Annotated in this window: 23 protein-coding genes; 16 read left to right on the top strand and 7 right to left on the bottom strand. The window is 67.1% G+C overall.

The window, feature by feature from the left end; genetic code table 11:
- Nucleotides 1-175: 175 nt before the first annotated feature.
- Complete coding sequence (locus BT264_RS29565) at nucleotides 176-727, top strand: hypothetical protein (RefSeq protein ID WP_034181774.1); 552 nt, start codon at nucleotides 176-178, stop codon at nucleotides 725-727.
- A 198-nt stretch (nucleotides 728-925) separates the two neighbouring features.
- Here the strand turns inward: BT264_RS29565 and kdgD are convergent, their stop codons facing one another.
- Nucleotides 926-1,840, bottom strand: a complete 915-nt coding sequence (gene kdgD / locus BT264_RS29560; protein ID WP_034181775.1) for a 5-dehydro-4-deoxyglucarate dehydratase — start codon at nucleotides 1,838-1,840, stop codon at nucleotides 926-928.
- A 230-nt stretch (nucleotides 1,841-2,070) separates the two neighbouring features.
- Here kdgD and garD point away from each other — a divergent pair, with 230 nt between their 5' ends.
- From garD to BT264_RS29540, 4 genes are all read left to right on the top strand, one after another.
- Complete coding sequence (garD, locus tag BT264_RS29555; protein ID WP_072444649.1) at nucleotides 2,071-3,624, top strand: galactarate dehydratase; 1,554 nt, start codon at nucleotides 2,071-2,073, stop codon at nucleotides 3,622-3,624.
- Between the two features lie 218 nt (nucleotides 3,625-3,842).
- On the top strand, nucleotides 3,843-4,235 hold the full coding sequence (locus BT264_RS29550) for a nuclear transport factor 2 family protein (protein WP_072444610.1): 393 nt from the start codon (nucleotides 3,843-3,845) through the stop codon (nucleotides 4,233-4,235).
- 77 nt (nucleotides 4,236-4,312) lie between these two features.
- The gene (locus tag BT264_RS29545) at nucleotides 4,313-4,768 is read left to right on the top strand and encodes an RbsD/FucU family protein (RefSeq protein ID WP_072444612.1); all 456 of its coding nucleotides are present in this window, start codon (nucleotides 4,313-4,315) and stop codon (nucleotides 4,766-4,768) included.
- Nucleotides 4,769-4,963: 195 nt separating this feature from the next.
- The gene (locus BT264_RS29540; RefSeq protein WP_072444614.1) at nucleotides 4,964-5,401 is read left to right on the top strand and encodes a DoxX family protein; all 438 of its coding nucleotides are present in this window, start codon (nucleotides 4,964-4,966) and stop codon (nucleotides 5,399-5,401) included.
- A 99-nt stretch (nucleotides 5,402-5,500) separates the two neighbouring features.
- Here BT264_RS29540 and BT264_RS29535 read toward each other — a convergent pair whose 3' ends face one another.
- Complete coding sequence (locus BT264_RS29535) at nucleotides 5,501-6,811, bottom strand: MFS transporter (protein ID WP_110281412.1); 1,311 nt, start codon at nucleotides 6,809-6,811, stop codon at nucleotides 5,501-5,503.
- A 315-nt stretch (nucleotides 6,812-7,126) separates the two neighbouring features.
- The gene (locus BT264_RS29530) at nucleotides 7,127-8,263 is read right to left on the bottom strand and encodes a branched-chain amino acid ABC transporter substrate-binding protein (RefSeq protein ID WP_083534239.1); all 1,137 of its coding nucleotides are present in this window, start codon (nucleotides 8,261-8,263) and stop codon (nucleotides 7,127-7,129) included.
- A gap of 649 nt (nucleotides 8,264-8,912) precedes the next feature.
- Between BT264_RS29530 and BT264_RS29515 the strand changes: the two genes are divergently transcribed.
- Nucleotides 8,913-9,707: an AraC family transcriptional regulator gene (locus tag BT264_RS29515; RefSeq protein WP_034181780.1), complete on the top strand. Its 795-nt coding sequence runs from the start codon at nucleotides 8,913-8,915 to the stop codon at nucleotides 9,705-9,707.
- 70 nt (nucleotides 9,708-9,777) lie between these two features.
- Here BT264_RS29515 and BT264_RS29510 read toward each other — a convergent pair whose 3' ends face one another.
- Together BT264_RS29510 and BT264_RS29505 are read right to left on the bottom strand one after the other, a co-directional pair.
- The gene (locus BT264_RS29510; RefSeq protein ID WP_072444620.1) at nucleotides 9,778-10,041 is read right to left on the bottom strand and encodes a hypothetical protein; all 264 of its coding nucleotides are present in this window, start codon (nucleotides 10,039-10,041) and stop codon (nucleotides 9,778-9,780) included.
- 287 nt (nucleotides 10,042-10,328) lie between these two features.
- Nucleotides 10,329-12,221, bottom strand: coding sequence for a bifunctional sugar phosphate isomerase/epimerase/4-hydroxyphenylpyruvate dioxygenase family protein (locus BT264_RS29505; RefSeq protein ID WP_072444623.1), 1,893 nt, complete (start codon nucleotides 12,219-12,221; stop codon nucleotides 10,329-10,331).
- Nucleotides 12,222-12,478: 257 nt separating this feature from the next.
- Between BT264_RS29505 and aroQ the strand changes: the two genes are divergently transcribed.
- From aroQ to BT264_RS29490, 3 genes are read left to right on the top strand one after another with little or no spacing between them, the layout of a single operon-like run.
- Nucleotides 12,479-12,934 carry a type II 3-dehydroquinate dehydratase gene (gene aroQ / locus BT264_RS29500; protein WP_072444625.1) on the top strand — a complete coding sequence of 152 codons (456 nt, stop codon included), beginning with the start codon at nucleotides 12,479-12,481 and terminating at the stop codon, nucleotides 12,932-12,934.
- Nucleotides 12,931-13,800, top strand: coding sequence for a shikimate dehydrogenase (locus BT264_RS29495; RefSeq protein ID WP_072444627.1), 870 nt, complete (start codon nucleotides 12,931-12,933; stop codon nucleotides 13,798-13,800). Before aroQ ends, BT264_RS29495 begins: the two co-directional genes overlap by 4 nt.
- Before the next feature lie 33 nt (nucleotides 13,801-13,833).
- Nucleotides 13,834-15,177 carry an MFS transporter gene (locus BT264_RS29490; protein WP_072444629.1) on the top strand — a complete coding sequence of 448 codons (1,344 nt, stop codon included), beginning with the start codon at nucleotides 13,834-13,836 and terminating at the stop codon, nucleotides 15,175-15,177.
- Between the two features lie 112 nt (nucleotides 15,178-15,289).
- Here BT264_RS29490 and BT264_RS29485 read toward each other — a convergent pair whose 3' ends face one another.
- Nucleotides 15,290-16,399: a 2-aminoethylphosphonate--pyruvate transaminase gene (locus BT264_RS29485; RefSeq protein WP_072444631.1), complete on the bottom strand. Its 1,110-nt coding sequence runs from the start codon at nucleotides 16,397-16,399 to the stop codon at nucleotides 15,290-15,292.
- 353 nt (nucleotides 16,400-16,752) lie between these two features.
- Here BT264_RS29485 and phnS point away from each other — a divergent pair, with 353 nt between their 5' ends.
- From phnS to BT264_RS29450, 7 genes are read left to right on the top strand one after another with little or no spacing between them, the layout of a single operon-like run.
- The gene (gene phnS / locus BT264_RS29480; protein WP_034181787.1) at nucleotides 16,753-17,844 is read left to right on the top strand and encodes a 2-aminoethylphosphonate ABC transporter substrate-binding protein; all 1,092 of its coding nucleotides are present in this window, start codon (nucleotides 16,753-16,755) and stop codon (nucleotides 17,842-17,844) included.
- Between the two features lie 34 nt (nucleotides 17,845-17,878).
- Nucleotides 17,879-18,982: a 2-aminoethylphosphonate ABC transport system ATP-binding subunit PhnT gene (phnT, locus tag BT264_RS29475; RefSeq protein ID WP_072444633.1), complete on the top strand. Its 1,104-nt coding sequence runs from the start codon at nucleotides 17,879-17,881 to the stop codon at nucleotides 18,980-18,982.
- Nucleotides 18,960-19,880: a 2-aminoethylphosphonate ABC transporter permease subunit gene (gene phnU, locus BT264_RS29470; protein ID WP_072444635.1), complete on the top strand. Its 921-nt coding sequence runs from the start codon at nucleotides 18,960-18,962 to the stop codon at nucleotides 19,878-19,880. Before phnT ends, phnU begins: the two co-directional genes overlap by 23 nt.
- On the top strand, nucleotides 19,870-20,730 hold the full coding sequence (gene phnV, locus BT264_RS29465; protein WP_072444637.1) for a 2-aminoethylphosphonate ABC transport system, membrane component PhnV: 861 nt from the start codon (nucleotides 19,870-19,872) through the stop codon (nucleotides 20,728-20,730). Before phnU ends, phnV begins: the two co-directional genes overlap by 11 nt.
- Nucleotides 20,727-22,034: a phosphonoacetate hydrolase gene (gene phnA, locus BT264_RS29460; RefSeq protein ID WP_072444639.1), complete on the top strand. Its 1,308-nt coding sequence runs from the start codon at nucleotides 20,727-20,729 to the stop codon at nucleotides 22,032-22,034. The genes phnV and phnA overlap by 4 nt, the downstream gene beginning before the upstream one ends.
- A complete protein-coding gene (gene phnY / locus BT264_RS29455) occupies nucleotides 22,031-23,485 on the top strand; it encodes a phosphonoacetaldehyde dehydrogenase (RefSeq protein ID WP_072444641.1) in 1,455 nt (484 codons plus the stop codon). The genes phnA and phnY overlap by 4 nt, the downstream gene beginning before the upstream one ends.
- Nucleotides 23,486-23,489: 4 nt before the next feature.
- Nucleotides 23,490-24,041: a phosphonate degradation HD-domain oxygenase gene (locus BT264_RS29450; protein ID WP_072444642.1), complete on the top strand. Its 552-nt coding sequence runs from the start codon at nucleotides 23,490-23,492 to the stop codon at nucleotides 24,039-24,041.
- 254 nt (nucleotides 24,042-24,295) lie between these two features.
- On the opposite strand, the gene BT264_RS39655 is transcribed toward BT264_RS29450, so the two are convergent.
- Nucleotides 24,296-24,482: hypothetical protein (locus BT264_RS39655; RefSeq protein WP_218173359.1), on the bottom strand; the 187-nt coding region annotated here is incomplete at its 5' end.

The raw sequence follows: 24,482 nt of genomic DNA, 5'->3' as shown, positions 1-24,482 counted from the left end.
TGTTGGTGCAGCACGGTGGGTCGGGCGGGGTGAGCGGCGGCACCGGGGGCCAGGCTGTCGTCGATCTTGCCGTCTTCCGCGTCGCCCGAATTTCTCCTACAGTAGCGAAGCCCCGGGCCGCACGGTCCGTGGGCGAGCCTGAGAGACCGACAAAAGACAACGAGGGAACCCTCCGATGAACATCAACAAGCGTGGCGATCACCTGTTCGCGGCCGGATTGTGGAAAGCGATCGGCGACGTCGCGAAATCCGTGCGCACCCAGATCGGCCAATACAGCGAAGGGCGCGTGCTCGCGAACGCGCTGCTGGAATTCCAGCGGGACCTGGGCGGCAGCGAATTCGACCTGACGATCAACCAGGGGCGGCTCGTCACGGGCGCCGACGCGCATTCGCTCATGTTCGGGCAGGCCGTCCGACGTTTCCGGCAGGACATGGAAGCGCTCGTGTTCGCGCTCCAATACCGGCGCAGCATCGACGAACGCGACCAGGGCCTGCGCGCCGAAGCGTTGACGCAGGCGAACAGCCAGCTCGCGACCGCGAAGCAGTCGGCGACGATCACGGTCGGCCGGTTCTTCGACGCGGTCGTCGATCGCGATGTGCTCGGGCAGATCCTCGACGGCGAATCGAAGGCGCGTGCGCGTACGGGCGCGCAGGACCAGATCGAGGCAACGCGGGTCAAGCTGGGGAACGTGCGCTACCGGATCGTCGGGATCATCGCGCAGATGTGACGGAGGCGGCCGGCCCGCGAAGCGGGTGGCGTCGGGCGGAGCGCTGCGACGCCGCACGCATCGCGGCGGAAGCGTGCACGATTACCGATACAAACGACCGCGGCAGATACAAACCGGCCGCGACACAAAAACGTTGCGCACTGCGTAACGGCGAGCCGGCCGCGGCGCCGATGCAGGCGCCGCGCCGGCCACCCCCGCTTACTGCGGGCCCATCTTCCTGATCAGCACGTCGAGCTCCGCCGCCTCTTCGTCGGTGAGGTCGACGAGCGGCGCGCGCACGGGGCCCGCGTCGTGGCCGACGAGCTTCGCGCCCGCCTTCACGATGCTGACCGCATAACCCGCGCGGCGATTGCGGATCTTCAGGTACGGCAGGAAGAAATCGTCGATCAGGCGGCCGACCGTCGCATGGTCGTCCTTCGCGATCGCTTCGTAGAATTCCATCGCCGTCTTCGGGATGAAGTTGAACACGGCCGACGAGTACACCGGCACGCCGAGCGCCTTGTACGCGGCGGCATAGACTTCGGCCGTCGGCAGGCCGCCGAGGTACGCGAACCGGTCGCCGAGGCGGCGGCGGATCGTGACCATGCTTTCGATTTCGCCGACGCCGTCCTTGAAGCCGATCAGGTTCGGGCAACGGTCGGCAAGGCGCTCGAGCATGTCGGCGTTCAGCTTCGAATTCGCGCGGTTGTACACCACGACGCCGATCTTCAGCGCGCGGCACACCTGTTCGACGTGGTCGGCGATCCCTTCCTGGCTCGCTTCGGTCAGGTAATGCGGCATCAGCAGCACGCCGCTCGCACCGAGGCGCTCGGCTTCCTGTGCATATTCGATCGCGACGCGCGTCGCGCCGCCCGCGCCGGCGAGGATCGGCACCTTGCCCTTGCAGGTTTCCGTCGCGACGCGGATCACGTCCGAATACTCGCGCTGCGTGAGCGAGAAGAATTCACCGGTGCCGCCGGCCGCGAACAGCGCGCTCGCACCATACGGCGCCAGCCATTCGAGGCGCTCGGCATAGGTGGTCGGGCGGAAGTTGCCGTCGGCGTCGAAGTCGGTCAGCGGAAACGACAGCAGGCCGTGGGAAATGATTTGTTTGAGTTCTTGCGGTGAAGTCATGGTTGGGTCGTCCGTCTAGCGCGAGTGCTGGGTTCGTCGGGAACGGCATACGAGCCACATTGGCGATGTCGTTGTATGTCATCGTACAACGAGGGAAAGGGTGGCGCAAGCGGTTTGCTGGCTGCTCGATAGTAGGGTCTTTCCGGATAAGGGTTTACGCAGAATCCCCGATTGAGGCCGAGTGTCGTATGATGACTAACGATATGACCGGTCGCCTCCAGGAAATTCCGATGACTGCTTCTCCTCTCTACATCCGCGTGCATCCGGACGACAACGTCGCGATCGTCGTCAACGACGGCGGCCTGCGCGAAGGCGCGACGTTCGCCGACGGGCTGACGCTGCGCGAAGGCGTGCCGCAGGGGCACAAGGTCGCGTTGGCCGACCTCGCGGCCGGCGACCCGATCGTCCGCTACAACGTGGTGATCGGCTATGCGCTGACCGACCTGCGGCGCGGCAGCTGGGTCAACGAGCGCACGATGCGCATGCCCGAGCCGCCGGGGCTCGACGACCTGCCGCTCGCGACGCGTGCCGTGCCGCCGCTGGCGCCGCTCGAAGGCTATACGTTCGAGGGCTTCCGCAATGCCGACGGCTCGGTCGGCACGCGCAACATCCTCGCGATCACGACGACCGTGCAGTGCGTGTCGGGCGTCGTCGAGCATGCGGTGAAGCGGATCAAGGCCGAGCTGCTGCCGCGCTACCCGAACGTCGACGACGTGGTCGGGCTCGAGCACACGTACGGTTGCGGCGTCGCGATCGATGCGCCCGACGCCGACATCCCGATCCGCACGCTGCGCAACATCAGCCTGAACCCGAACTTCGGCGGCGAGGTGATGACCGTGAGCCTCGGCTGCGAGAAGTTGCAGCCCGAGCGCCTGCTGCCGCCCGGCACGATTCCGGTGGCCGCCGACGGCGCGACCGACAACGGCGGTGTCGTGTGCCTGCAGGACGCCGCGCACGTCGGCTTCAACTCGATGATCGACTCGATCGTGACGATGGCCGAATCGCATCTCGAGCGGCTGAACCGCCGCCGCCGCGAGACGTGCCCCGCATCGGATCTCGTCGTCGGCGTGCAGTGCGGCGGCAGCGATGCGTTCTCGGGGCTCACCGCGAACCCGGCCGTCGGCTTCGCGGCCGACCTGCTAGTGCGCGCGGGCGCGACGATCATGTTCTCCGAGGTGACGGAAGTGCGCGACGGCGTCGCGCAGCTCACGTCGCGCGCAGCGAACGAGGATATTGCACGCGAGATCATCCGCGAAATGGACTGGTACGACCGCTACCTGCAGCGCGGCCGCGTCGACCGCAGCGCGAACACGACGCCCGGCAACAAGAAGGGCGGCCTGTCGAACATCGTCGAGAAGGCGATGGGTTCGATCGTGAAATCGGGCAGCGCGCCGATCGCCGGCGTCGTGCGCCCCGGCGATCGCGCGCGGCAGAAGGGGCTGCTGTACGCTGCGACGCCTGCGAGCGACTTCATCTGCGGCACGCTGCAGCTCGCGGCGGGGATGAACCTGCACGTCTTCACGACCGGCCGCGGCACGCCGTACGGCCTCGCGCAGGTGCCGGTGATCAAGGTCGCGACGCGCAGCGATCTCGCGCGCCGCTGGCACGACCTGATGGATCTCGACGCCGGGCAGATCGCGACCGGCGCGGCCACGATCGAGGACGTGGGCTGGGAACTGTTCCGGCTGATGCTCGACGTCGCGAGCGGCAAGCGCCGCACGTGGGCCGAGCAATGGAAGCTCGCGAATGCGCTGACGCTGTTCAATCCGGCGCCGGTGACCTGACGCGCGCGGTGGTGACGGCAGACGATGCGGGCGCTTTCGGGCGCCCGTTTTTGCAGTGGCGGCGGGCTCGCGATGCGGCGCATGCATGTCGTACGCGGCCGGCACGAATTCCTTACCTCGCACGTAATCGACCGCCCGCGCGAGGCCGGCGACGATAGCGGCACGCGGACACGAAACGTTCGCGACACCGTTCCCTCACCGACACAAGGAGCCTCGCCATGAACACCGCCCAATCCGCACGGTCCGCTCACGCCGACCTGATCGACCGCTACTTCGACGCATGGAACGAACCCGACGTCGCGCGCCGCCGCGCTCTGATCGATGCGACCTACGCGAGCGATGCGACCTATCGCGATCCGCTGATGGCCGGCGACGGCCACGCGGGCATCGACACGATGATCGCGGCCGTGCAGGCGCGTTTCCCCGCATACCGCTTCCGCCGCACGACCGACGTCGACGCGTTCGGCCAGCATCTGCGGTTCTCGTGGGCGCTCGTGTCGCCCGACGGCGCGGCGATCGTGAAGGGCTCGGACTTCGGCGCCGTCGATGCGTCGGGCCGTCTCGCATCGGTCACGGGTTTCATCGACGAAATGCCCGTCGCGGCGTCGTGAAGCGAGCGATACCTGCCCGGCGGCGACAGGGATCGGGTAATTTATGCGTTCATTCCTGATCCTGGAGACAAGCCGACATGTTGAAGAATCTCGACCCGCTGCTGCACGCCGACATCCTGCACACGCTGCGCGCGATGGGCCACGGTGACGAAATTGCGATCTGCGACGCGAATTTTCCGGCGGAATCCGTCGCGGAGCACACGGTGGTCGGCCGCGCGCTGCGGATCGACGGCGCCGATTCGGCACGCGTCGCGCGTGCGGTGCTGTCCGTGCTGCCGCTCGATACGTTCGTCGACACACCCGCATGGCGGATGGAAGTCGTCGGCGACGCGGCTGCGGTGCCGCCCGTGCAGCGCGAGGTGCAGGCGGAGATCGACCGCGCGGAAGGGCGTGCGGTGCCGCTCACTGGCGTCGAGCGTTTCGCGTTCTACGAGCGCGCGCAGCAGGCGTATGCGGTGATCGTCACCGGCGAACTGCGCGGTTACGGCTGCTTCATCTTCAAGAAAGGCGTGCTGTTGAGCGACGCGGGCTAAACGCTTTTGTCGTGCCGCCGCAAGCGGGCCGCGCGACCGCTGCCGTGTAAAGATTTGCTACAACCTTTTTCTTGGACACGGCCGAAAGACCCTCTATGCTGGCCCATTTGCCGCAGGCCCAGCAGGGCCGTGCGGCCCCCGAGCTTCACGGGCGCGCCCCGTGCGGCCGGCCGAACTGCATACGAGGAGAGAGGCATGACGCGTTCCGTCGATTCCGGCGTCATTTTTTTCGCACGCCTGGCGCTGGCGGCGTTGTTCCTGTGGGGCGGCGTGATGAAGCTGCTCGGCTACGGCGATTTCGTCGGTTACCTGCATGGGTTGAACGTGCCGTATCCGCAGGTCGTCGCGCCGATCGTCGTCGCAATCGAGGGGCTTGGCGGCCTGCTGCTGATCGTCGGCTACAAGGTGAAGCCGCTCGCGCTGCTGATGGCGTTCTATACGGTAGCGACCGCGATGGTCGGGCACAATTTCTGGGATGCGACGGACGCCGCGGTCCAGCATGAGATGGTGATCCACTTCTGGAAGAACATCTCGATCGCCGGCGGTTTCCTGCTGCTGTTCGTCACCGGCGCGGGCGGCGCGAGCATCGACGGCCTGCGCCGTCCGAGTTCGTCGTACGGCGGCCTGCGCTGATCGCACGCGCGCCGTTGCGCTGAAGCAAAACGAAAGGGCCGAATCCCGCACGCCGCGGGATTCGGCCCTTTGTTCATGGAACGGGCGCGTGCGCCGCGTTCAGTGCGCGTCCTTCACGTCCTTCGCATCCTTCGAGAACTGCACGGCGATCGCGCCGAGCACGCAGATCGTCGCGACGTACACGACCGGTGCGAGCGGATTCGACTTCATCATCAGCGACACGATCACCGGCGTGAGGCCGCCGAAGATTGCATACGCGACGTTGTACGAGAACGAGATGCCCGAGAAGCGCACGACGGCCGGGAAGCTCTTGACCATCACGAACGGCACCGCGCCGATCGTGCCGACCATGAAGCCCGCGATCCCGTAGTAGAGCGGCAGCGTCGACGCGTCCGCCGCGACCTGCACGAACAGCAGGTAGTAGCACGCGGCCAGCCCGAGGCCGCCGATGCCGAGCACGCGCTTCGCGCCGATCCAGCCCGCGAGCGAACCCGCGGTGATGCAGCCGGCCGTCAGGCACAGCGTCGCGACGCTGTTCGCGAACAGCGTCGTCGCGGGCGTCAGGTGGAACTGCTTCTGCAGCAGCGCGGGCGTCATCAGGATCACGACGACGATCGCGGCCGACAGCATCCACGTGAGCAGCATCGACACGATCACCGCACGGCCGTGGTCGCGCAGCACGGCCTTCAGCGGAATCTCGGCCGCGAGCGCCTTTTTCGCCTTCATCTCGGCGAACACCGGCGTTTCATGCAGCCAGCGGCGCAGGTACACGGAGAACAGCCCGAACACGCCGCCGAGCAGGAACGGGATGCGCCACGCGAACGCGGCGACTTCGGCGCTCGAGTAACGGCTGTTGATGCCGGCGGCGACGAGCGAGCCGAGCAGGATGCCGGCCGTGAGGCCCGCGGTCAGCGTGCCGCAGGCATAGCCGATATGGCGCGACGGCACATGCTCGGACACGAACACCCACGCGCCCGGCACTTCGCCGCCGACCGCCGCGCCCTGCAGCACGCGGAACAGCAGCAGCAACACCGGCGCGAGGATGCCGATCGAGTCGTAGGTCGGCAGCAGGCCCATCAGCAGCGTCGGCACGGACATCATCAGCACGCTCAGCGTGAACATCCGCTTGCGGCCGAACAGGTCGCCGAAGTGCGCCATGATCACGCCGCCGAGCGGACGCGCGAGATAGCCGGCCGCGAAGATGCCGAACGTCTGCAACTGGCGCAGCCAGTCGGGAATGTCGTGCGGGAAGAACAGCTGCCCTATCGCCGGTGCGAAGAACACGAAGATGATGAAGTCGTAGAACTCGAGGGCGCCGCCGAGTGCGGCGAGGCCAAGGGTCTTGTAGTCGCTGCGCGTGAGCGCGCGTTCGGCGGCGCGAGGCACGCCGCTCAATTCGGAAGCTTGCATGGTCAGGACGATCGGTTTTCGAATGTTGTTGTCGGTGCTGCGTCTCCAGGGCCCGCTATCGGCATGGACTGACAAGGCGCGGCTTGCGTCGTCGAGGCGTGCCGGGTGCCGGATAGGGCACGAAACACGCACCGCCGCACCGGGATGGGGCGCGGCGCAGACGAAGCGTCAAAGCGGGTGGGGGGATTCTACAGGAGCGCGAAATGCGCGAGCGCGGGTGCGCGCCGAGGAGCGCTTCGAACGTCCAGCCGAAGCGTGCGCGGCGCGGGCGGCCGGTGAGCCGCTTCCCGCGCCACGCGGGGCAGGTCGCGCGTATCAGTTGCCGGCGATCGTATCGACCGGCTTGAACGCGCCGTGCTCGACCTTGTAGATCGTGACCGGCGCATCCTTCAGGTCGCCCTTCGTGTCGTACGCGATGCTGGGGGCCGACACGCCCTTGACCGATACCTTGCCGAGATACGGCGTGTACACCTTCGGGTCGGTCGAGTTCGCGTCCTTCATCGCGGTGAGCAGCGCGATCGTGCCGTCATACGAGTACGGCGAGTACGTGATCACGTCTTCGTTGAAGCGCGCCTTGTAGCGTGCCGCGTAGCCGGCGAAGCCCGGCATCTTTTCCTTCGGCAGCCCGCCCATGTAGACGATCGCGCCTTCGGCCGCTTCGCCGCCGACTTTCAGGAACGTCGGCGAGCGCGACATCTCGCCCGTCACGAACGCCGCCTTCATCCCGAGCTGGCGCATCTTGCGGATCATCGGCGACGATTGCGCGTCGCCGCCGCCGTAGAAGACCGCGTCGGGATTGACGCCCTTGAGGTTGGTCAGGATCGCCGAGAAATCGAGCGCCTTGTCGTTCGTGAAGTCGCGCTTGACGATCGTGCCGCCCGCCGCCTCCACGGCCTTCGCGAATTCGTCGGCGATGCCCTGGCCGTAGGCCGTGCGGTCGTCGATGATCGCGATGCGCTTGAAGCGCAGCGTCTTCACCGCGTACGTGCCGACGATGCGGCCCGCTTGCGCGTCGCTCGTCAGCAGCCGGTAGGTCGTCTTGTAGCCGCGCGCCGTGTATTGCGGCGACGTCGCCATCGAGATCTGCGGCAGCCCCGCGCGATCGTACAGGTCGGACGCCGGAATGCTGGTGCCCGAGTTGAAGTGGCCGATGATCCCGCGGACGTTGTCGTCGATCAGCCGCTGCGCGACGGTCGTGCCGGTGCGCGGGTCGGCCTGGTCGTCCTGCGAGTCGAGCTGGAACGTGACGGGCTTGCCGCCGATCGTCGGGCGCGTCGCGTTGAAGTCGGCGATCGCGAGCTGCACGCCCTTCTGCATGTCCGAGCCGTAGTTCGACTGCGGGCCGGTCAGCGGTGCGGCGAAACCGATCCTGACGACGTCGGCGGCGATGGCATGCGTGCCCGACAGTGCGCAGGCGGCAGCCAGCGCGACGTACGATACCTTCAGCTTCACTTTCACTTCCCCTTGATGGCGTGGTTGGGCCGCCGCCGGCTAGCGGGCCGGCGCCGGTAAACCGGGCGAGACGGTTCGGCCGGCAGGCCGATGCGAAGGCCATGTCTACTCGCCGCGGGCAGCCCGGGCTGTGCCGGAATCGGCGTGCGCTGCGGGTGATGCGGCGGGGTCGTGCGCGCCGATTGCTGCAGCGGCGCGGTGTCGTCTCGTGACCGTGAAGCGAAGTCTAGATAGCGAAAATGCGCGCGTCTTGCGCGTTCGGTGCGCGGCCGGCGACGATATCGGCATATCGTCGATAACCCTGATATATGCCGAAATCGTCATGTCGAATGCGCAATCGCGCCAAGACGCTGCACGTCCGCATTTTTAGGATGGTGGATCCGGGCGCGCAGTGCCGGTGCGCCAATGCGGCAGGTCGGCATCGGCGCATGCGTGACTGCATGCGGCGGCGCAAGCGGATTCGCGGCCGGCCGCCGTACCCGCAGCGCGGTAGTTGCGCGCGCAACGTATGTCGCTTGCCGATGCCGGCCGATCGGCGGCGCGATGCGACGACTGCCGCCAGCTTGCCCGCCCCCGCGATCGGCGCGACGCGATTGAAGGGGCGCTCCTATAATCGACGCCATCTGCCACTCGCTTCGCGGATGCCGGGATGACGACCTTGCTTGCCGTACCGCCCATGAGCCTGTCCGACACGTTGCGCTACCAGCCCGACAACGCCGATTTCGGCGCGATGCTCGCGCACTTCCGCCTGCTCGAACCAGTGTTCGATGCGTTGCCGGATGTCGCGTTCTTCGTGAAGGATGCGAGCGGTCGCTACGCGCTCGTCAACCGCACGCTGGCGATGCGCTGCGGCTACAAGGACAAGCGCGACCTGCTCGGCAAGACGACCGACGAAGTGTTTCCGCGCCGCTTCGGCCGCAGCTATTTCGAGCAGGACATGGCGACGATCAACGCCGGCCAGCAACTGATGGACCAGCTCGAGCTGCACCTGTATCCGGGCCGCCAGCCGGGCTGGTGCCTGACCTGCAAGGAGCCGCTGCGCGATGCCGCGGGCAAGGTGGTCGGCCTCGCGGGCATCTCGCGCGACCTGAAGGCGCACGAGGGATCGCATCCGGCCTACAGCAAGCTCGCCGACGTGGTCCAGCACATCCAGGATCACTACGTGCAGCCGCTGAACCTGAAGCATCTCGCGCAGATGGCCGGGATGTCGGTCGCGCAGCTCGAACGCTATTTCCACAAGGTGTTCCACCTGACGCCGCGCCAGGTGCTGCTGAAGACGCGGCTCGATGCGGCCACCGCGCTGCTCGTCACGCACGACAAGGTGACCGACGTCGCGGCGCTATGCGGTTACACGGATCACAGCGCGTTCACGCGCCAGTTCAAGGCGACGGTCGGCGTGACACCGACGGAATACAGGTTGATGCTGCAGGAGCGGGCGGGATGACGCGAGACGCCGGAAGGGCCGGCGCGTCGCAGGGATCGGGGCGATGCGGGGAAGCGGGGAAAACGGCGGCTCAGCGGTAGCCGAGCCCTTTCAGGACGGCCGTGCCGTCTTCGGTCAGCCGGAAGCTCGGAGCCGTATCGGCGTCGAGCTTGATCATCTCGACGAGGCCGGCTTCCTGCAGCGCAGGCAATTCGGGTTTGGCGTTCGCTCCGATCGGCGCATGCAGCAGCACGAGCAGCGTCGCGATTTCGTGATGACTGAGCAGGCGGCGCAGCATCGTCTTCTTTGCAGGGGGCGCGGCCTGGCGGCCCGCGGGTGCTTCTACGGCGCTCATCGCTTTCCTCCTTTTCGAGATAACCATCGGGTACTGGTTGCGGATGGTGCCGTCGAAGACTTAAGCGATTCTTAAAACGGTGGCGGGCGACGGGATGCTGCGCTGCGGTACGGGTTACCGTATGTAACGTCATACGGAGCGCGGCTTCCGGCCCGGCCGCGGTCAGCCGCGCGGGCTGGTTCTCGGCCGCTCGATTCGCCACGATGGTGCACGCGCGATGCGGCCCTTTGAGTCGGGCGCGGGCTGCGGCGTGATCCTGCCCCAGACTCCCGATTCGCGTCCTTCCGTTATTTCCTGCGCTGCGCCTGCGCGGCGAGCCGCACGGCCGCGTTCGCCGCGCCGTAGCCGTCGTATCCGCCGCGCCGCTCGACGATCTCGAGCGAGAAGCGGTTGTCGACCAGTTCCGTATACGCGTGCAGGAATTCGCCGCCGTGCTCGTCGCGGTCGTACAGCAGGTGGTGCGCGCTCAGCGTGTCGATCAGCTCGTCCGGCAGTGCGTAGCGCGCGGCGAGATCGTCGTAGTAGTTCGGCGGAATGCGCAGGAACGGCACGCCGTCGGCCGCGAACGCGGCGATCGTCTTCACGATGTCGTCGGTGCGGAACGCGACGTGGTTCAGCCCGGTGCCGTGGTAGCGCTCGAGCGATTCGGCGACGGCCGTATGACGGTCGACCGACGCGTTCAGCGCTATCCGCACCGAGCCGTCGGCGCTGCGCACCGCGCGGCTGCGCATCAGCCCGTACGGATCGGGCACGAGCCAGCTGCGCTCGGCCTCGAAGCCGAACGCCGTCTTGAAGAACAGGATCCACGTGTCGAGCGCGTCGGCCGGCAGCGCGAGGCACACATGGTCGATGCCCGTCAGCGGGCCGACTTCGCTCGGGCCGTCGATGTCGGTCAGCACGAAGTCCGATTCATACAGCGTCGGCGCGTTCGGCGCTTCGTCGACGAAATACTCGAGGCTGCCGTCCGGCGCCTGCACGCTCGGCAGCACGCGCTCGTTCGGCCCGACGCGGCCGGAGAACGGCGCGTAGCCGAAGCCGGCCGCGCGTTCGAATGCCACTTTCGCGTCGTCGACGCGGAACGCAGACGCGCACAGCGACAGCCCGTGCCGCTGGAAGAACGCATCGGCGAACGAGTCGCGCTCCGCGTTCAGCACGATCGACGCGGCGCCGTGCTGGAACAGCGTCACGTCCTTCGAGCGATGCCGGCCGGCGAGCCGGAAGCGCATCTTGCCAAGCCATTCGCCGACGGTCGCCGCCGCCTGCGCGTCGACCGCGAATTCGATGAACTGCAACCCGACATGCGCGGGCGGCGCCGGCGGCGCGAAGAGCGGCTGGCCGGCGGCCGGCGCACGGCCGTCCTGCGCAAGCCGCGCGCGCGTCAGTTCTTCCAGATAGAGCAGCGAGCGATGGCCGTCGGCGGCCGTGATCGCGGTCGGCGCCGCGCGGAAGCCGTCGTTGAAGATCTCGAGCGACAGCGGCCCGGTGTAGCCCGATTCGATCACGCGCGCGGTGAAGCGCGCGAGGTCGAAGTCGCCCTGGCCCGGGAACGAGCGGTAGTGGCGGCTCCATTCGAGCACGTCCATCGCGAGTTTCGGCGCATCGGCGATCTGCACGAATGCGATGCGGTCGCCGGGAATCTCGGCGATCGCATCCGGCGAATCGTCGAGCGACAGCGTGTGGAAGCTGTCGAGCGCGAGGCCGAGATGCGGGCTGTTCACGGCGTTCACGAGTTTCCACGCATGGCCGTACCGGTTCACGACGCGGCCCCACGCAAGCGCTTCGTACGCGGCGACCACGCCGGCCTCCCGGGCGGCTTCGGCGAGCGCGCCGAGCTGGTCGACGAGCAGCCCGTCGTCCGCGATCGTGTCGGTCGACACGTTGCTGCAGACGAGGATGCGGTCGGTGCCGAGCGCGTGCATCACGTCGAACTTGCGCTTGATGCGATCGAGATTGCGTGCGAGCTGTGCCGCGCTCACGCCCTCGAAGTCGCGAAACGGCTGGAACAGCACGATGTCGAGGCCGAGATCGGCGGCCATGCGCCGGACGTCGGCCGGCGATCCGTCGAAGTAGACGAGGTCGTTTTCGAAGATTTCGACGCCGTCGAAGCCCGCGGCCTGGATGGCGGCGAGCTTCTCGGCGAGCGTGCCGGACAGTGACACGGTGGCGATCGAGCGCTGCATGGGCGAATCCTGCGGATGAGCGGGGCATGGCGTCGGTCGAACCGGCCCTGAATGAACCAGTCGTTGAGTTCCGGGCGCGCGCCATATCCCGAATTTACTGGGTAAGTGACATGGATTATACAAACTAACTAGTTGGTACAAATTAGCGAAAACCCGAAAAGACATTGCGCTTGCGCAAGCGCACACTAGCGCCAAATCTTGACGTCAGGGGGCGAAGTCGGCTAGCGATTCGCCCCCGTTTTAGGAGCAGAATCACCATGAGCAAGCACAAGGTGCTGGTGCTGAACGGCCCGAACCTGAATCTGCTGGGGACACGCGAGCCCCATATCTACGGCGCGGAAACGCTCGCCGACGTCGAGCAGCGCTGCCGCACGGCGGCCGACGGGCTCGGGCTGGAGATCGATTTCCGCCAGTCGAACGCGGAGCACCAGCTGATCGACTGGCTGCATGCGGCGCGTCACGACACGCACGGCATCGTGATCAACCCGGCCGCCTATACGCATACGTCGGTGGCATTGGCCGATGCGCTGTCGGCGATCGCGAAGCCGGTGATCGAAGTGCATATCTCGAACGTGCATCGCCGCGAGGCGTTCCGTCACCATTCCTATGTGTCGGCGGTCGCCGAAGCCGTGATCTGCGGCTGCGGCACCGAAGGCTACGTGTTCGCGCTGCAGCGTCTGTCGACGCTGTTTGCGCAGGGAGCCGCGCGATGAGCCGCCCGTCGTTTCTGATCGGCCTGATCGGCCAGGGTATCGGCGGTTCGCTGTCGCCCGCGATGCACGAGGAAGAAGGATTCCGCCAGGGCTTCGGCTACGTCTACCGGCGCATCGATCTCGACGTGCTCGGCGTGACCGCCGACGCGCTGCCGCAACTGCTCGATGCGGCGCAGCGGATGGGCTACAACGGACTCAACATTACGCACCCGTGCAAGCAGCGCGTGATCGAACACCTCGATGAGCTGTCGGACGATGCCCGCGCGCTCGGCGCAGTGAACACCGTGCTGTTCAAGGACGGCAAGCGGATCGGCCACAACACCGACTGGTCGGGCTTCGCGAAATCGTTCCGCCGCGGGCTGCCCGGTGCGTCGCTCGAACGCGTCGTCCAGCTCGGTGCGGGCGGCGCGGGCGCGGCCGTGGCTCATGCGGCGCTGCAGATGGGCGCGGCCGAACTGACGATTTTCGACGTCGACGGCGCGCGCGCCACCGCGCTCGCGGGCGAGCTGCAGCAGCGCTTCCCGGCCGCGCGCGTTGCGTCGGGCGGCGCTCCGTCCGGCGACGATCTCGCGGCCGCGATGCGCGCCGCGACGGGCCTGATTCACGCGACACCGACCGGCATGACCAAGCACTCGGGCCTGCCGCTGCCGGCCGAGCTGCTCCACGCGGGCATGTGGGTGGCCGACATCGTGTATTTCCCGCTCGAAACCGAACTGATCCGCGCCGCGCGCGCGGCCGGTTGCGCCACGCTGCCAGGTGGCGGGATGGCCGTCTACCAGGCCGTCGACGCGTTCGAGATCTTCACCGGACGCACGCCCGACCCCGAGCGGATGTTCGATCACTTTCAGTCGCTCGTCGCGCGCTGACCCCCTTATAGAAAGAGAGACCAGGAGACGACCATGCAGCACACCACCCATACGAGTGCCGCGCCGGCGCAGGCGGCCGGCACGGTCCGGCGCACCTCGGCGCGCTACAAGATTCTCGCGCTGCTCGCGATCGGCACGATGATCAACTACCTCGACCGCACCGTGCTGGGGGTGGCTGCGCCGCAGCTTACCAAGGAGCTCGGCATCAACGCGGCCGTGATGGGCATCATGTTTTCCGCGTTTTCGTGGACGTACGTCGCGATGCAGGTGCCCGGCGGCCTGTTCCTCGACCGCTTCGGCAGCAAGATCACCTATTACTGGTCGATGACGCTGTGGTCGCTGTGCACGTTCCTGCAGGGCTTCGTGCCGGGCATCGCGACGCTGCTCGCATGCCGGCTCGGCCTCGGCGTGACGGAGGCGCCGTGCTTCCCGACCAACAGCCGCGTCGTCGCGACGTGGTTCCCGCAGAACGAGCGCGCGATGGCGACGGGCACCTATACCGTCGGCGAGTACATCGGCCTCGCGTTCTTCAGCCCCGTGCTGTTCGCGCTGATGGGCGCGTTCGGCTGGCGCTCGCTGTTCTGGGTCGTCGGCGCGGTCGGCATCGCGTTCGGCCTGGTCTGGTGGAAGTTCTATCACGAGCCGCGCAACCATCCGGGCGCCAACTCGGAAGAGCTTGCGTATATCGAGGCGGGCGGCGGTCTCGTGCACGCTGCACGCAAGGACGGTGACAACGGCGGCAAGGGCGGGCAGAAGAAGTTCAGCTGGGCGATGGCCGGCCAGTTGCTGAAGAAGCGCCAGCTCGCGGGCATCTGCCTCGGCCAGTTCGCCGGCAATTCGACGCTCGTGTTCTTCCTGACCTGGTTCCCGACCTATCTCGCGACCGAGCGCCACATGGGCTGGCTGAAGATCGGCTTCTTCGCGGTGATGCCGTTCATCGCCGCGTCGGTCGGCGTGATGTTCGGCGGGATCTTCTCCGACTGGCTGCTGCGCCGCGGCAAATCCGCGAACCTCGCACGCAAGCTGCCGATCATCGCGGGCCTGCTGCTCGCATCGACGATCATTCTCGCGAACTACGTGCAGAGCAACGAGGCCGTAATCGCGATCATGTCGGTCGCGTTCTTTGCGCAGGGGATGGCCGCGCTCGGCTGGACGCTCGTGTCGGACATCGCGCCGGACGGCCTGCTCGGCGTGACGGGCGGCATCTTCAACTTCGCGGCGAACCTCGCGGGGATCGTCACGCCGCTGGTGGTCGGCTTCATCGTCGCGTCGACCGGCTCGTTCGTCGGCGCGCTCGTGTTCATCGGCGTGATCGCGCTGGTCGGTGCGCTGTCGTACATCTTCGTCGTCGGCGACATCAAGCGGATCGAGCTGTAAGCATCACCTCCACGCACATCTCTTGCGTTCGCCCGGCGGCCGGTTGGCCGCCGGGCTTTTTTGTTTGCGCGCCGGCTGTTGTGCCGGCTTGTATCCCGGCTCGCGTGGCGCGTTACGCGCGCTGCACGGCGATGCCGAGCGATTCGACTGCTTGCGCGATCGCCGCGACCGCGCGCCGGATATCGTCGGCATCGATCGCGCCGATGCAGCCGACGCGGAACGTCTCGAGCTGCGTGAGCTTGCCCGGATACAGGATGAAGCCCGCGTCGCGCACCGCGTCGTAGAAGCGGCGGAAATCGTAGGCCGGATGGTCGGGCGCGTGGAACGTGACGATCACGGGTGCCTGCACGCCCGCGTCGAGGAACGGCACGAAGCCGAGCGCGCGCATCGATTCGACCAGCGTCCGGCAATTCTCCGCGTAGCGCGCGCCGCGCGCGGGCTGGCCGCCTTCGGCGAGGTACTGGTCGAGCGCGGCGCGCAGCGCGGCGATCACGTGCGTCGGTGGCGTGAAGCGCCATTGGCCCGTCTTGCGCAGGTACGCATATTGATCGTGAAGATCGAGCGCGAGCGACCGCGAGTTGCCTTCGCTCGCGTCGAGCGCGTCGCGCCGTACGATCGCGAAACCCATCCCCGGCACGCCTTCGAGGCATTTGCCGCTCGCGGAGATCAGCGCATCGATGCCGCTGTCCGCCAGCGCGATCGGCAGCGCGCCGAACGAACTCATCGCATCGACGATCAGCCGCTTGCCGTGTCGCCGGCATGCGGCCGCGATCGCGTCCAGCGGGTTCAGGATGCCGGCGCTCGTCTCCAGGTGCACGAGGGCGACGTGCGTGATGCGCGGCTCGCGTGCGAACGCGGCCTCGACCGCGGCCGCGTCGACGGCCGCGTCCTCGCCGAACGGCAACGCGATCGCGTCGATGCCGAGCCGGCCGAGGATTTTCAGGATGCGCGCGCAATACGCGCCGTTGTCGGGCACGAGCACGACGCCGTCGCGCGGCACCAGCGTGCCGAGCGCGGCCTCGACCGAGAACGTGCCGCTGCCCTGCATCGGCACGCACACGTAGTCGTCGCCACCGCGCGCGATCGCGACGAGGTCCGTGCAGACGCTGGCCGTCAACTGGTTGAAAGCGGCGTCCCACGACCCCCAGTCATGTTGCATTGCGTGGCGGGTTGTGGCGGATGTGGTGAGCGGGCCGGGCGTGAGCAGGATTGGGTCGGGCATGGTTTGTCTCCAGCAAAGGTCGGGCGAAACGCCGGGCGGCATTTCTGAATGACGTGCATGATATTGGCAAAATGTGTCATTTTTTGGAAATTGTGGCACTCGTCACGGGTTTGTCATTGAACGCTGTGATCCTTCGGTTGCCGCGCGAAACCAACCGCAGCGCGGCGGCGAGGCGGGCCGCTTATCGGCCTGCCCGGAGATAACAGGCCTTGCATGGAGCCGGAGGAAGTGCGGAAGCGCCAACTCCGGCCGACAGCTTTGCATGGGGCCAGAGTAAGCGCTGAAGCGCTAACTCTGGCCGACAGCGCCGGACATGCCCCGGCCGTTTGGTGTTCCGCCTACGGAGAAGTGAGATGACACTGCAGAATTCCTCGCGCGCCGCTGCCGGCGCGTTCCGCAAGCTCGCGCTGGCCGCCTGCGCCGCCGGTTTGCTGCAAGGTGCCGCGCTGCCGGCGCATGCGGCGAACGCGGTCGTGCTGTATACGGCGGACGGTCTCGAGAACCTCTATCGCGATGTGCTGCCGGCCTTCGAGAAGAAGGAAGGCGTCAAGGTCAACATCGTGACGGCGGGCAGCGGCGAGGTCGTCAACCGCGCGAACATCGAGAAGAATTCCCCGAAGGCCGACGTGATCGTCACGCTGCCGCCGTTCATTCAGCAGGCCGGCCAGATGGGCCTGCTGCAGGCGTACCAGAGCGTGAACTACAAGAACGTGCCGGCGATCGCGAAGGCCGAGGACGGCACGTGGGCGACGTTCGTGAACAACTACTTCTCGTTCGCGATCAACCCGGACGTCGTGAAGAACCAGCCGAAGACGTTCGCCGACCTGCTGTCGCCGAGCTACGCCGGCAAGGTCGCGTACTCGAACCCGGCCACGGCCGGCGACGGGATGGCCGTGCTGATCCTGACGACCTCGCTGATGGGCGAGGACAAGGCGTTCGACTACCTCGCGAAGCTGTCGCAGAGCGTGAAGTTCCACACGAAGGGCACGGGCTACCTGAACGTGCTGCTGTCGCGTAACGAGATCAGCGTCGCGAACGGCGACCTGCAGATGGACCTCGACGATGCCGAACACGGCGCGCTGTCCGTCAAGCCGATCTTCCTGGCCGCGAAGGACGGCGACCAGCCGACCACGTTCCAGCTCCCGTACGGCATCGGCCTGATCAAGAGCGGCCCGAACCAGGACGCCGGCAAGAAGCTGATCGACTACCTGATGTCGACGGAAGTGCAGTCGAAGGTGCCGGACATGTACGGTATCCCGGGCCGCACGGACGTGCCGCTGGCAGGCAAGAACGGCGAAGCGGTCAAGAAGGCGATCGCCGGCGTGAAGCTGATCCCGGTCGACTGGGCCCAGGTGATGGCGAAGAAGCCGGTGTGGATCGAGCGCTGGAAGAAGGACGTGATCGGCAGCTCGGGCAAGCAGCTCGACGTCGTCAAGCCGAAGTGATCGGCGCACACCGCCTGTATCAGCGAGCAAGAGGATGAACCCGGTGGAAACCACCCTGACCCATCCCGGCGCATTCGGCGCCGCCGAACCGCACGCGACGCTGCGGTCCGGCGCGCCGGGCGGCGTGCAGATCCAGCACCTGAGCGTGCGCTACGGCGCACGCACGGTGCTGGAAGATCTGTCGCTGTCGATCGGCGCCGGCGAATTTCTGACCGTGCTCGGCAAGAGCGGCTGCGGCAAGACCACGCTGCTGCGCTTCATCGCCGGGTTCGTGAAGGCCGACGGCCTGACCGGCACGCTGACCGTTGCCGGACGCGACCTGACCTATGCGCCGCCGCACAAGCGCAATCTCGGTCTGCTGTTCCAGAATTACGCGCTGTTCCCGCACCTGTCGGTGTTCGAGAATGTCGCATTCGGGCTGCGCGCGCGCGGGATGGCGTCGTCGGAAGTGACGCGACGCGTCGCCGACGCGCTGAAGCTCGTGCAGCTCGGCGATGCGGGCCACCACCTGCCCGCGCAGTTGTCGGGCGGAATGCAGCAGCGCGTCGCGCTGGCCCGCGCGCTCGTGATCGAGCCGGACGTGCTGCTGCTCGACGAGCCGCTGTCGGCGCTCGACGCCAACCTGCGCGCATCGGTGCGCAGCGAACTGAAGGCGCTGCACGAGCGCCTGCCGAACCTGACCGTCGTCTGCGTGACGCACGACCGCGACGACGCGCTCGTGCTGTCCGACCGCGCGCTGTTGCTGCGCGACGGTCGCATCGCGCAGCTCGGCACGCCGCAGCAACTGTACGACGCGCCGCAGGACGGCTACGTCGCGCGCTATCTCGGCCCGGCGAACCTGCTGCCGCCGCACGTGATTTTCCCGCTCGGCGATCCGCGTCACGAAGTGCGCGACAAGGTCGCGTGCGTGCGCCCCGAGCGCCTGACCGTGATGCCGCTCGCGGCGGGCGGCCTGCACGGCACGGTGTCGTCGGTCGAATGGCAGGGCGCGGACCTGTCGATCGCGGTCGTGATCGACGCGGCGCCCGACGAACCCGTGCGCGTCACGATGCAACGCGGCCGCGGCGCGGCTCCCGAGCGCGGTGCGCGCGTTTCCCTGCATTGCGAGGCAGACGATGTCGTCCTTATCGAGCCCTGAGGCCGGCCTGCCGCCGCATGTGCTCGCGTCGGCCGCCGCGCACGCTGCCGTCGCGCGGCGCCGCAAGCGCATGGGCGACCTGCACCTGGCCGCGCTTGCTATCGTCGTGCTGGGCCCGCTCGTCGTCTATCCGCTGGTGCGGCTCGTACTGCTGAGCGTGTCGGGCGATCACGGGCTGAGCTTTGCCGCATACCGGACCTTCTTCGGCAACCCCGACTCGCGCAACGTGCTGCTGACGACGCTCGGCGTGCTGTTCGCGAGCGCCGGCACCGCATCGGTGCTCGGCGTGCTGCTGGCCGCGCTGCTGTTCTTCAAGCCGTTTCCGGGCGCGTCGCTCGTCACGCGCTTCCTGGAACTGTACGTCGCGTTTCCGTCGTTCCTCGTCGCGTTCACGCTGATCTTCCTGTACGGCTCGCAAGGGTCGATCGGCATCGCGCTGCAGCGCCTGTTCCATCTCGAGAATCCGCCGCTCGATTTCCTGTTCGGCATCGGCGGCGTGATTCTCGCGCAGACCGTGTTCTATACGCCGTTCGTCGTGCGGCCGACACTCGCGTCGTTCGCGACGCTCGACCTGCGGCTGATCGAAGCCGCGCGCAGCCTCGGCGCGCCCGGCTGGATGCTCGCGCGCCGCGTCGTGCTGCCGATCGCATGGCCGGGCATCGCCGCCGGCACCGTACTGTGTTTCCTGCTGACGCTGAATGAATTCGGGATTCTGCTCGTGCTCGGCAGCGCGCGGCTCGTGACGCTGCCGGTCGCGATCTACAGCAGCGCGACCGTCGATCTCGACCTGCCGACCGCGTCGGCCGGCGCGGTCGTGATGCTCGCGCTGTCGCTGGCGCTGTATACGGTTTATCGCCGGGTGAACCGGCGTGCGACGGGAGGGGACGATGTCCGCTGAATTCCGTATCGGGCAGGCCGTGCCGCGCCACCAGATCGGCTGGAGCGACGCGCTGCTCAAGCATGCGTCGCGCGTCGCGCTCGCGCTGGCCGCGTTCGCGTGCTTCTGGCTGTTCGTGCTGCCCGTCATCGTCGTCGCGCTGTCGAGCGTGTCGACGCAATGGTCGGGCACGATCTTGCCGGCCGGCTACAGCCTGCGCTGGTTCGAGCGGCTCGGCTCGCCGGAATACGATGCGCTGCTGACGAGCCTCGAAATCGGCTTCGGCGTGTCGGCGATCGGCACGATCCTCGGGCTGTGGCTTGCGCTTGTGCTCGAAGGGCGCGACCGACGCGGCCTCGGCGCGGTCGTCGACGCGCTCGTGATGGTGCCGAACGGCGTGCCGAGCGTCGTGCTCGGGCTCGCGGTGCTGATCGCGTATCACCAGAAGCCGGTCGACTTGTCGAGCTCGGCGGCGATCGTCGTGCTCGTGCAGCTCGCGCTGATTTTGCCGTTCTGCTATCGCTGCGCGGCCGCCGCGCTGCGCCCTGAGCTGACCGTGCTGCGCGAAGCCGCGGCGAGCCTCGGTGCGCCACCCGCGATGGTGCTGCGCCGCGTGCTGCTGCCGCAGCTCGTGCCGGCGCTGCGCGCGAGCCTCGCGCTCGGCTTCGCGCTGTCGCTCGGCGAGCTCGGCGCCACACTGACGGTTTATCCGCCCGGCTTCGCGACCGTGCCGATCGTCGTGATCGGTCAGGTCGAGCGTGGTTATTACCTTCCGGCATCGGCGTTGTCGCTGCTGATGCTCGGCGCGTCGCTCGCGGCGCTGCTGCTGATCGCCGCGCGCGTGCCGCGCGGCACGCGGGCAGCATCATGAACGCCGCGTTCGCATTGCGCCATCCCGGTGAAGCGTCGGCGGCCGGCGCATCGCCGGATCTCGCGGGACGCTCGGTCGACGTCAACGGCCGGCGCTACCGGCTGCCGGTCGAGCCGACCGTCGTCGTCTGTGTCGACGGCTGCGAGTACGACTATCTCGAACGTGCGGTGGAAGCGGGCGTCGCGCCGTTCATTTCCCGGATGATCGCGGAAGGCACGGCGTGGCGCGCCGATTGCGTCGTGCCGACCTTCACCAACCCGAACAACCTGTCGATCGTCTGCGGCGTGCCGCCGTCGGTCCATGGGATCTGCGGCAACTATTTCTGGGACGCGACCGCCGACGGCGGGCGCGGCGCCGAAGTGATGATGAACGACCCGGCCTATCTGCGGGCCGGTACGCTGCTCGCGGCGGCGTCCGACGCCGGTGCGCGGGTGGCCGTCGTGACGGCGAAGGACAAGCTGCGCCGGCTGCTTGGCTGGCAGCTGAACGGCATCTGCTTTTCCGCCGAGAAGGCCGCGCAGGCGAATCTCGCGGAAAACGGCATCGTCGACGTGCTCGACTGGGTCGGCCTGCCGTCGCCGGATGTCTACAGCGCGGCGTTGTCCGAATTCGTGTTCGCGGCCGGCGTGCGGCTCGCGCAGACGCGGCAGGTCGACCTGATGTACCTGTCGACCACCGACTACGTGCAGCACAAGTGCGAGCCGGGCAGCGCCGGCGCGAACGCGTTCTACGCGATGATGGACGGCTATCTCGCGCAGCTCGACGCGCTCGGCTGGGCGATCGGGCTCACGGCCGACCACGGGATGAACGCGAAGCACGATCCCGCGACCGGCCGCCCGAACGTGATTTATCTGCAGGATGCGTTCGACGGCTGGTACGGCGCGCAGGCCGCGCGCGTGATCCTGCCGATTACCGATCCGTATGTCGTGCACCACGGCGCGCTGGGTTCGTTTGCAACCATCTACCTGGCGCCGGGCGTCGACCGGGCCGAGGCGATGTGGCGCGTCGGCGGCCTCGACGGTGTCGAGCTCGTGCTCGACAACGCGGAAGCCGCCGCACGCTTCGAGCTGCCGGCCGACCGGATCGGCGATCTCGTCGTGATCGGCCGTCGCGACATGACGCTCGGCACGCGCGAGCGCGAACACGACCTGTCGGGCCTCACGGTGCCGCTACGTTCGCATGGCGGCGTGTCGGAACAGGAAGTGCCGCTGCTGTTCAATCGCCGTATCGAGCGGGACGATCCCGCGCGTCGCCCGCGCAGCTTCGACGTGTTCGATTTCGTGCTGAACCGGATCGCGACATGATGGCCCACCCCCGGCAAGACCACCCCGAGTTTCGCGCCGAGGCGCTGCGCTGGTGCGGTACGCGCGCGACGCGCGAGCGCACCTTCGATATCGACGATCCTTATACGGGCGCCCGGGTCGGTACCGCGCCGCTCGCCAGCGTCGACGACGTGCGCGCCGCGTTCGATTACGCGATGGCCTACCGGCCGAAGCTTACGCGCTACGAGCGTTCGCAGATCCTCGAACGTGCGGCCGCGCTGCTGCGCGAGCGTACCGAGGAAGCGTCCGACCTGATCACGCTCGAATCGGGGCTGTCGAAACAGGATTCCCGCTACGAGATCGGTCGCGTTGCCGACGTGCTGAAGTTCGCGGCGGTCGAGGCGCTGCGCGACGACGCGCAAAGTTTCTCGTGCGACCTGACGCCCCACGGCAAGGCGCGACGCGTGTTCTCGCAGCGGCAGCCGCTCGACGGCGTGATCGTCGCGATCACGCCGTTCAATCATCCGATGAACCAGGTTGCGCACAAGATCGCGCCGGCGATCGCGACCAACAACCGCGTGATCGTGAAGCCGTCGGAGAAGGTGCCGCTGTCGGCGTTCTATCTGGCCGATCTGCTGGTTGAGGCCGGGCTGCCGGAGCCGATGCTGCAGGTGCTGACCGGCGACCCGCGCGAGATTGCGGACGAACTCGTTACGCATCCGCATGCATCGCTGATCACGTTTACCGGCGGCGTTGCGATCGGCAAGGCGATTGTCGCGCGGGCCGGCTACCGGCGCATCGTGCTGGAGCTGGGCGGCAACGACCCGCTGATCGTTCTCGATGATGCCGATCTCGAACGCGCGGCATCACTGGCGGTGCTCGGTTCGTACCGGAATTCGGGCCAGCGTTGCACGGCCGTCAAGCGGATGCTGGTGCAGCGCTCCATCGCGCCCGCGTTCACCGAGTTGCTCGTCGAGAAGACCCGCGCATGGAAGTACGGCGATCCGTTCGATCCCGCGAACGAAATGGGCACGGTGATCGACGAGGCGGCGGCGCGGCTGTTCGAGGCGCGGGTCGACGAGGCGGTTGCGCAGGGTGCGCGCCTGCTGACCGGCAATGTGCGGCGCGGCGCGCTGTATGCGCCGACCGTCCTCGACAACGTCGATCCGTCGATGACGATCGTGCGCGAGGAGACCTTCGGCCCCGTATCGCCCGTCATCGCGTTCGACACGATCGACGACGCGATCCGGATCAGCAATGGAACGGCGTTCGGGCTGTCGTCGGGGGTCTGTACGGACAGCACGGCAGCCGTCGTGCGATTTGTAAACGAGCTGAACGTCGGCACCGTGAATGTATGGGAGGTGCCCGGATACCGGATCGAGTTGTCGCCGTTCGGCGGGATCAAGGATTCGGGGCTCGGTTACAAGGAAGGCGTTCAGGAGGCGATGAAGAGCTTCACGAACCTGAAGACGTTTTCGCTGCCTTGGGAGTGAGCGAATGGCATTGACGGTGGAAGAGATCCACGGGCTGTATCGCGAGCACGGCCATGTGGCCTATAGCGGTGAACCGGTCACGCAGCTCGAGCATGCGTTGCAAAGCGGATTGCTGGCGGAAGAGGCAGGGGCTGGCGAAGCGCTGGTTGCGGCGGCGTTTCTGCACGACCTCGGGCACCTGCTGAATCGCCAGGGCGAGACGCCGAGCGCGCGCGGGATCGACGATCTGCATCAGTATTACGTGCTGCCGTTCCTGCGGCCGCTGTTTTCCGACGCGGTGCTGGAACCGATCCGGCTGCACGTCGATGCGAAGCGCTGCCTGTGCCGCACGGACGCCGGCTACTTCGAGAGCCTGTCGCCGGACTCGGTGCGCAGCCTCGCGTTGCAGGGGGGCATCTTCAGTGAAGAGGAAACGGCGGCGTTCCTGCAGCGCCCGTTTGCGGAGGACGCGCTGCGTTTGCGTCGCTGGGACGATACCGCGAAGGAAGAAGGAAAAACGACGCCGGATCTCGATCACTATATGGAGATCGTCGCGCGCCAGGCGCGCGCGGCCTGACGGTTCCGCTGCTTCTCTATAAGGCCCCGCACGCGGCAGCGTGCGGGGCCTTATATTTTTTGCGAAACCCCTTGCGCGATTGCCGAGGGCTGCATAGAATCACGCCTCTTTCGCGCTAACGGAAACGCGGCGCGGGAGAGGGGAAGCGAAGTCGGTGGTGTGCAGCAGGTTGGGCGCACGGCTGGCGCAGGAAGATGAACCCCGCAGTCGCAACGAAGTGGTTAAAAAGTTGTTGACGATCTGCGAAACACGGTTCATAATCTCGCTTCTCTGCTGCTGAAAACGCAGCGCTGCTGAGAAACACGAAGTTTCTCGCAGAAATGCTCTTTAAAAATTAACAGCCGATAAGTGTGGGCGCTTGATGAAAGCGAGCTGATCTTCGGATCAGAAAGCGAAAGTATCAAGAGTCTCACACTAAAGTAAGTCAGGTTTATGAAGTGA

The sequence above is a fragment of the Burkholderia sp. NFPP32 genome (assembly GCF_900119325.1).
Lineage (GTDB): Bacteria > Pseudomonadota > Gammaproteobacteria > Burkholderiales > Burkholderiaceae > Burkholderia > Burkholderia pyrrocinia_C.
Note: the sequence above shows the minus strand (reverse complement) of the source record. Positions and strands in the feature narration are given on the sequence as shown.

Bases quoted from the DNA above. Each gene is read 5' to 3' on its own strand.
- BT264_RS29565 (WP_034181774.1), top strand. From the start codon at position 176: ATGAACATCAACAAGCGTGGCGATCACCTGTTCGCGGCCGGATTGTGG.
- phnY (WP_072444641.1), top strand. From the start codon at position 22,031: ATGATGGCCCACCCCCGGCAAGACCACCCCGAGTTTCGCGCCGAGGCG.
- BT264_RS29535 (WP_110281412.1), bottom strand. From the start codon at position 6,811: ATGCAAGCTTCCGAATTGAGCGGCGTGCCTCGCGCCGCCGAACGCGCG.
- BT264_RS29515 (WP_034181780.1), top strand. From the start codon at position 8,913: ATGACGACCTTGCTTGCCGTACCGCCCATGAGCCTGTCCGACACGTTG.
- phnV (WP_072444637.1), top strand. From the start codon at position 19,870: ATGTCCGCTGAATTCCGTATCGGGCAGGCCGTGCCGCGCCACCAGATC.
- BT264_RS29550 (WP_072444610.1), top strand. From the start codon at position 3,843: ATGAACACCGCCCAATCCGCACGGTCCGCTCACGCCGACCTGATCGAC.
- BT264_RS29540 (WP_072444614.1), top strand. From the start codon at position 4,964: ATGACGCGTTCCGTCGATTCCGGCGTCATTTTTTTCGCACGCCTGGCG.
- BT264_RS29450 (WP_072444642.1), top strand. From the start codon at position 23,490: ATGGCATTGACGGTGGAAGAGATCCACGGGCTGTATCGCGAGCACGGC.
- phnU (WP_072444635.1), top strand. From the start codon at position 18,960: ATGTCGTCCTTATCGAGCCCTGAGGCCGGCCTGCCGCCGCATGTGCTC.
- BT264_RS29485 (WP_072444631.1), bottom strand. From the start codon at position 16,399: ATGCCCGACCCAATCCTGCTCACGCCCGGCCCGCTCACCACATCCGCC.
- phnS (WP_034181787.1), top strand. From the start codon at position 16,753: ATGACACTGCAGAATTCCTCGCGCGCCGCTGCCGGCGCGTTCCGCAAG.
- BT264_RS29495 (WP_072444627.1), top strand. From the start codon at position 12,931: ATGAGCCGCCCGTCGTTTCTGATCGGCCTGATCGGCCAGGGTATCGGC.
- aroQ (WP_072444625.1), top strand. From the start codon at position 12,479: ATGAGCAAGCACAAGGTGCTGGTGCTGAACGGCCCGAACCTGAATCTG.
- phnA (WP_072444639.1), top strand. From the start codon at position 20,727: ATGAACGCCGCGTTCGCATTGCGCCATCCCGGTGAAGCGTCGGCGGCC.
- kdgD (WP_034181775.1), bottom strand. From the start codon at position 1,840: ATGACTTCACCGCAAGAACTCAAACAAATCATTTCCCACGGCCTGCTG.
- BT264_RS29505 (WP_072444623.1), bottom strand. From the start codon at position 12,221: ATGCAGCGCTCGATCGCCACCGTGTCACTGTCCGGCACGCTCGCCGAG.
- phnT (WP_072444633.1), top strand. From the start codon at position 17,879: ATGAACCCGGTGGAAACCACCCTGACCCATCCCGGCGCATTCGGCGCC.
- BT264_RS29510 (WP_072444620.1), bottom strand. From the start codon at position 10,041: ATGAGCGCCGTAGAAGCACCCGCGGGCCGCCAGGCCGCGCCCCCTGCA.
- BT264_RS29545 (WP_072444612.1), top strand. From the start codon at position 4,313: ATGTTGAAGAATCTCGACCCGCTGCTGCACGCCGACATCCTGCACACG.
- BT264_RS29490 (WP_072444629.1), top strand. From the start codon at position 13,834: ATGCAGCACACCACCCATACGAGTGCCGCGCCGGCGCAGGCGGCCGGC.
- garD (WP_072444649.1), top strand. From the start codon at position 2,071: ATGACTGCTTCTCCTCTCTACATCCGCGTGCATCCGGACGACAACGTC.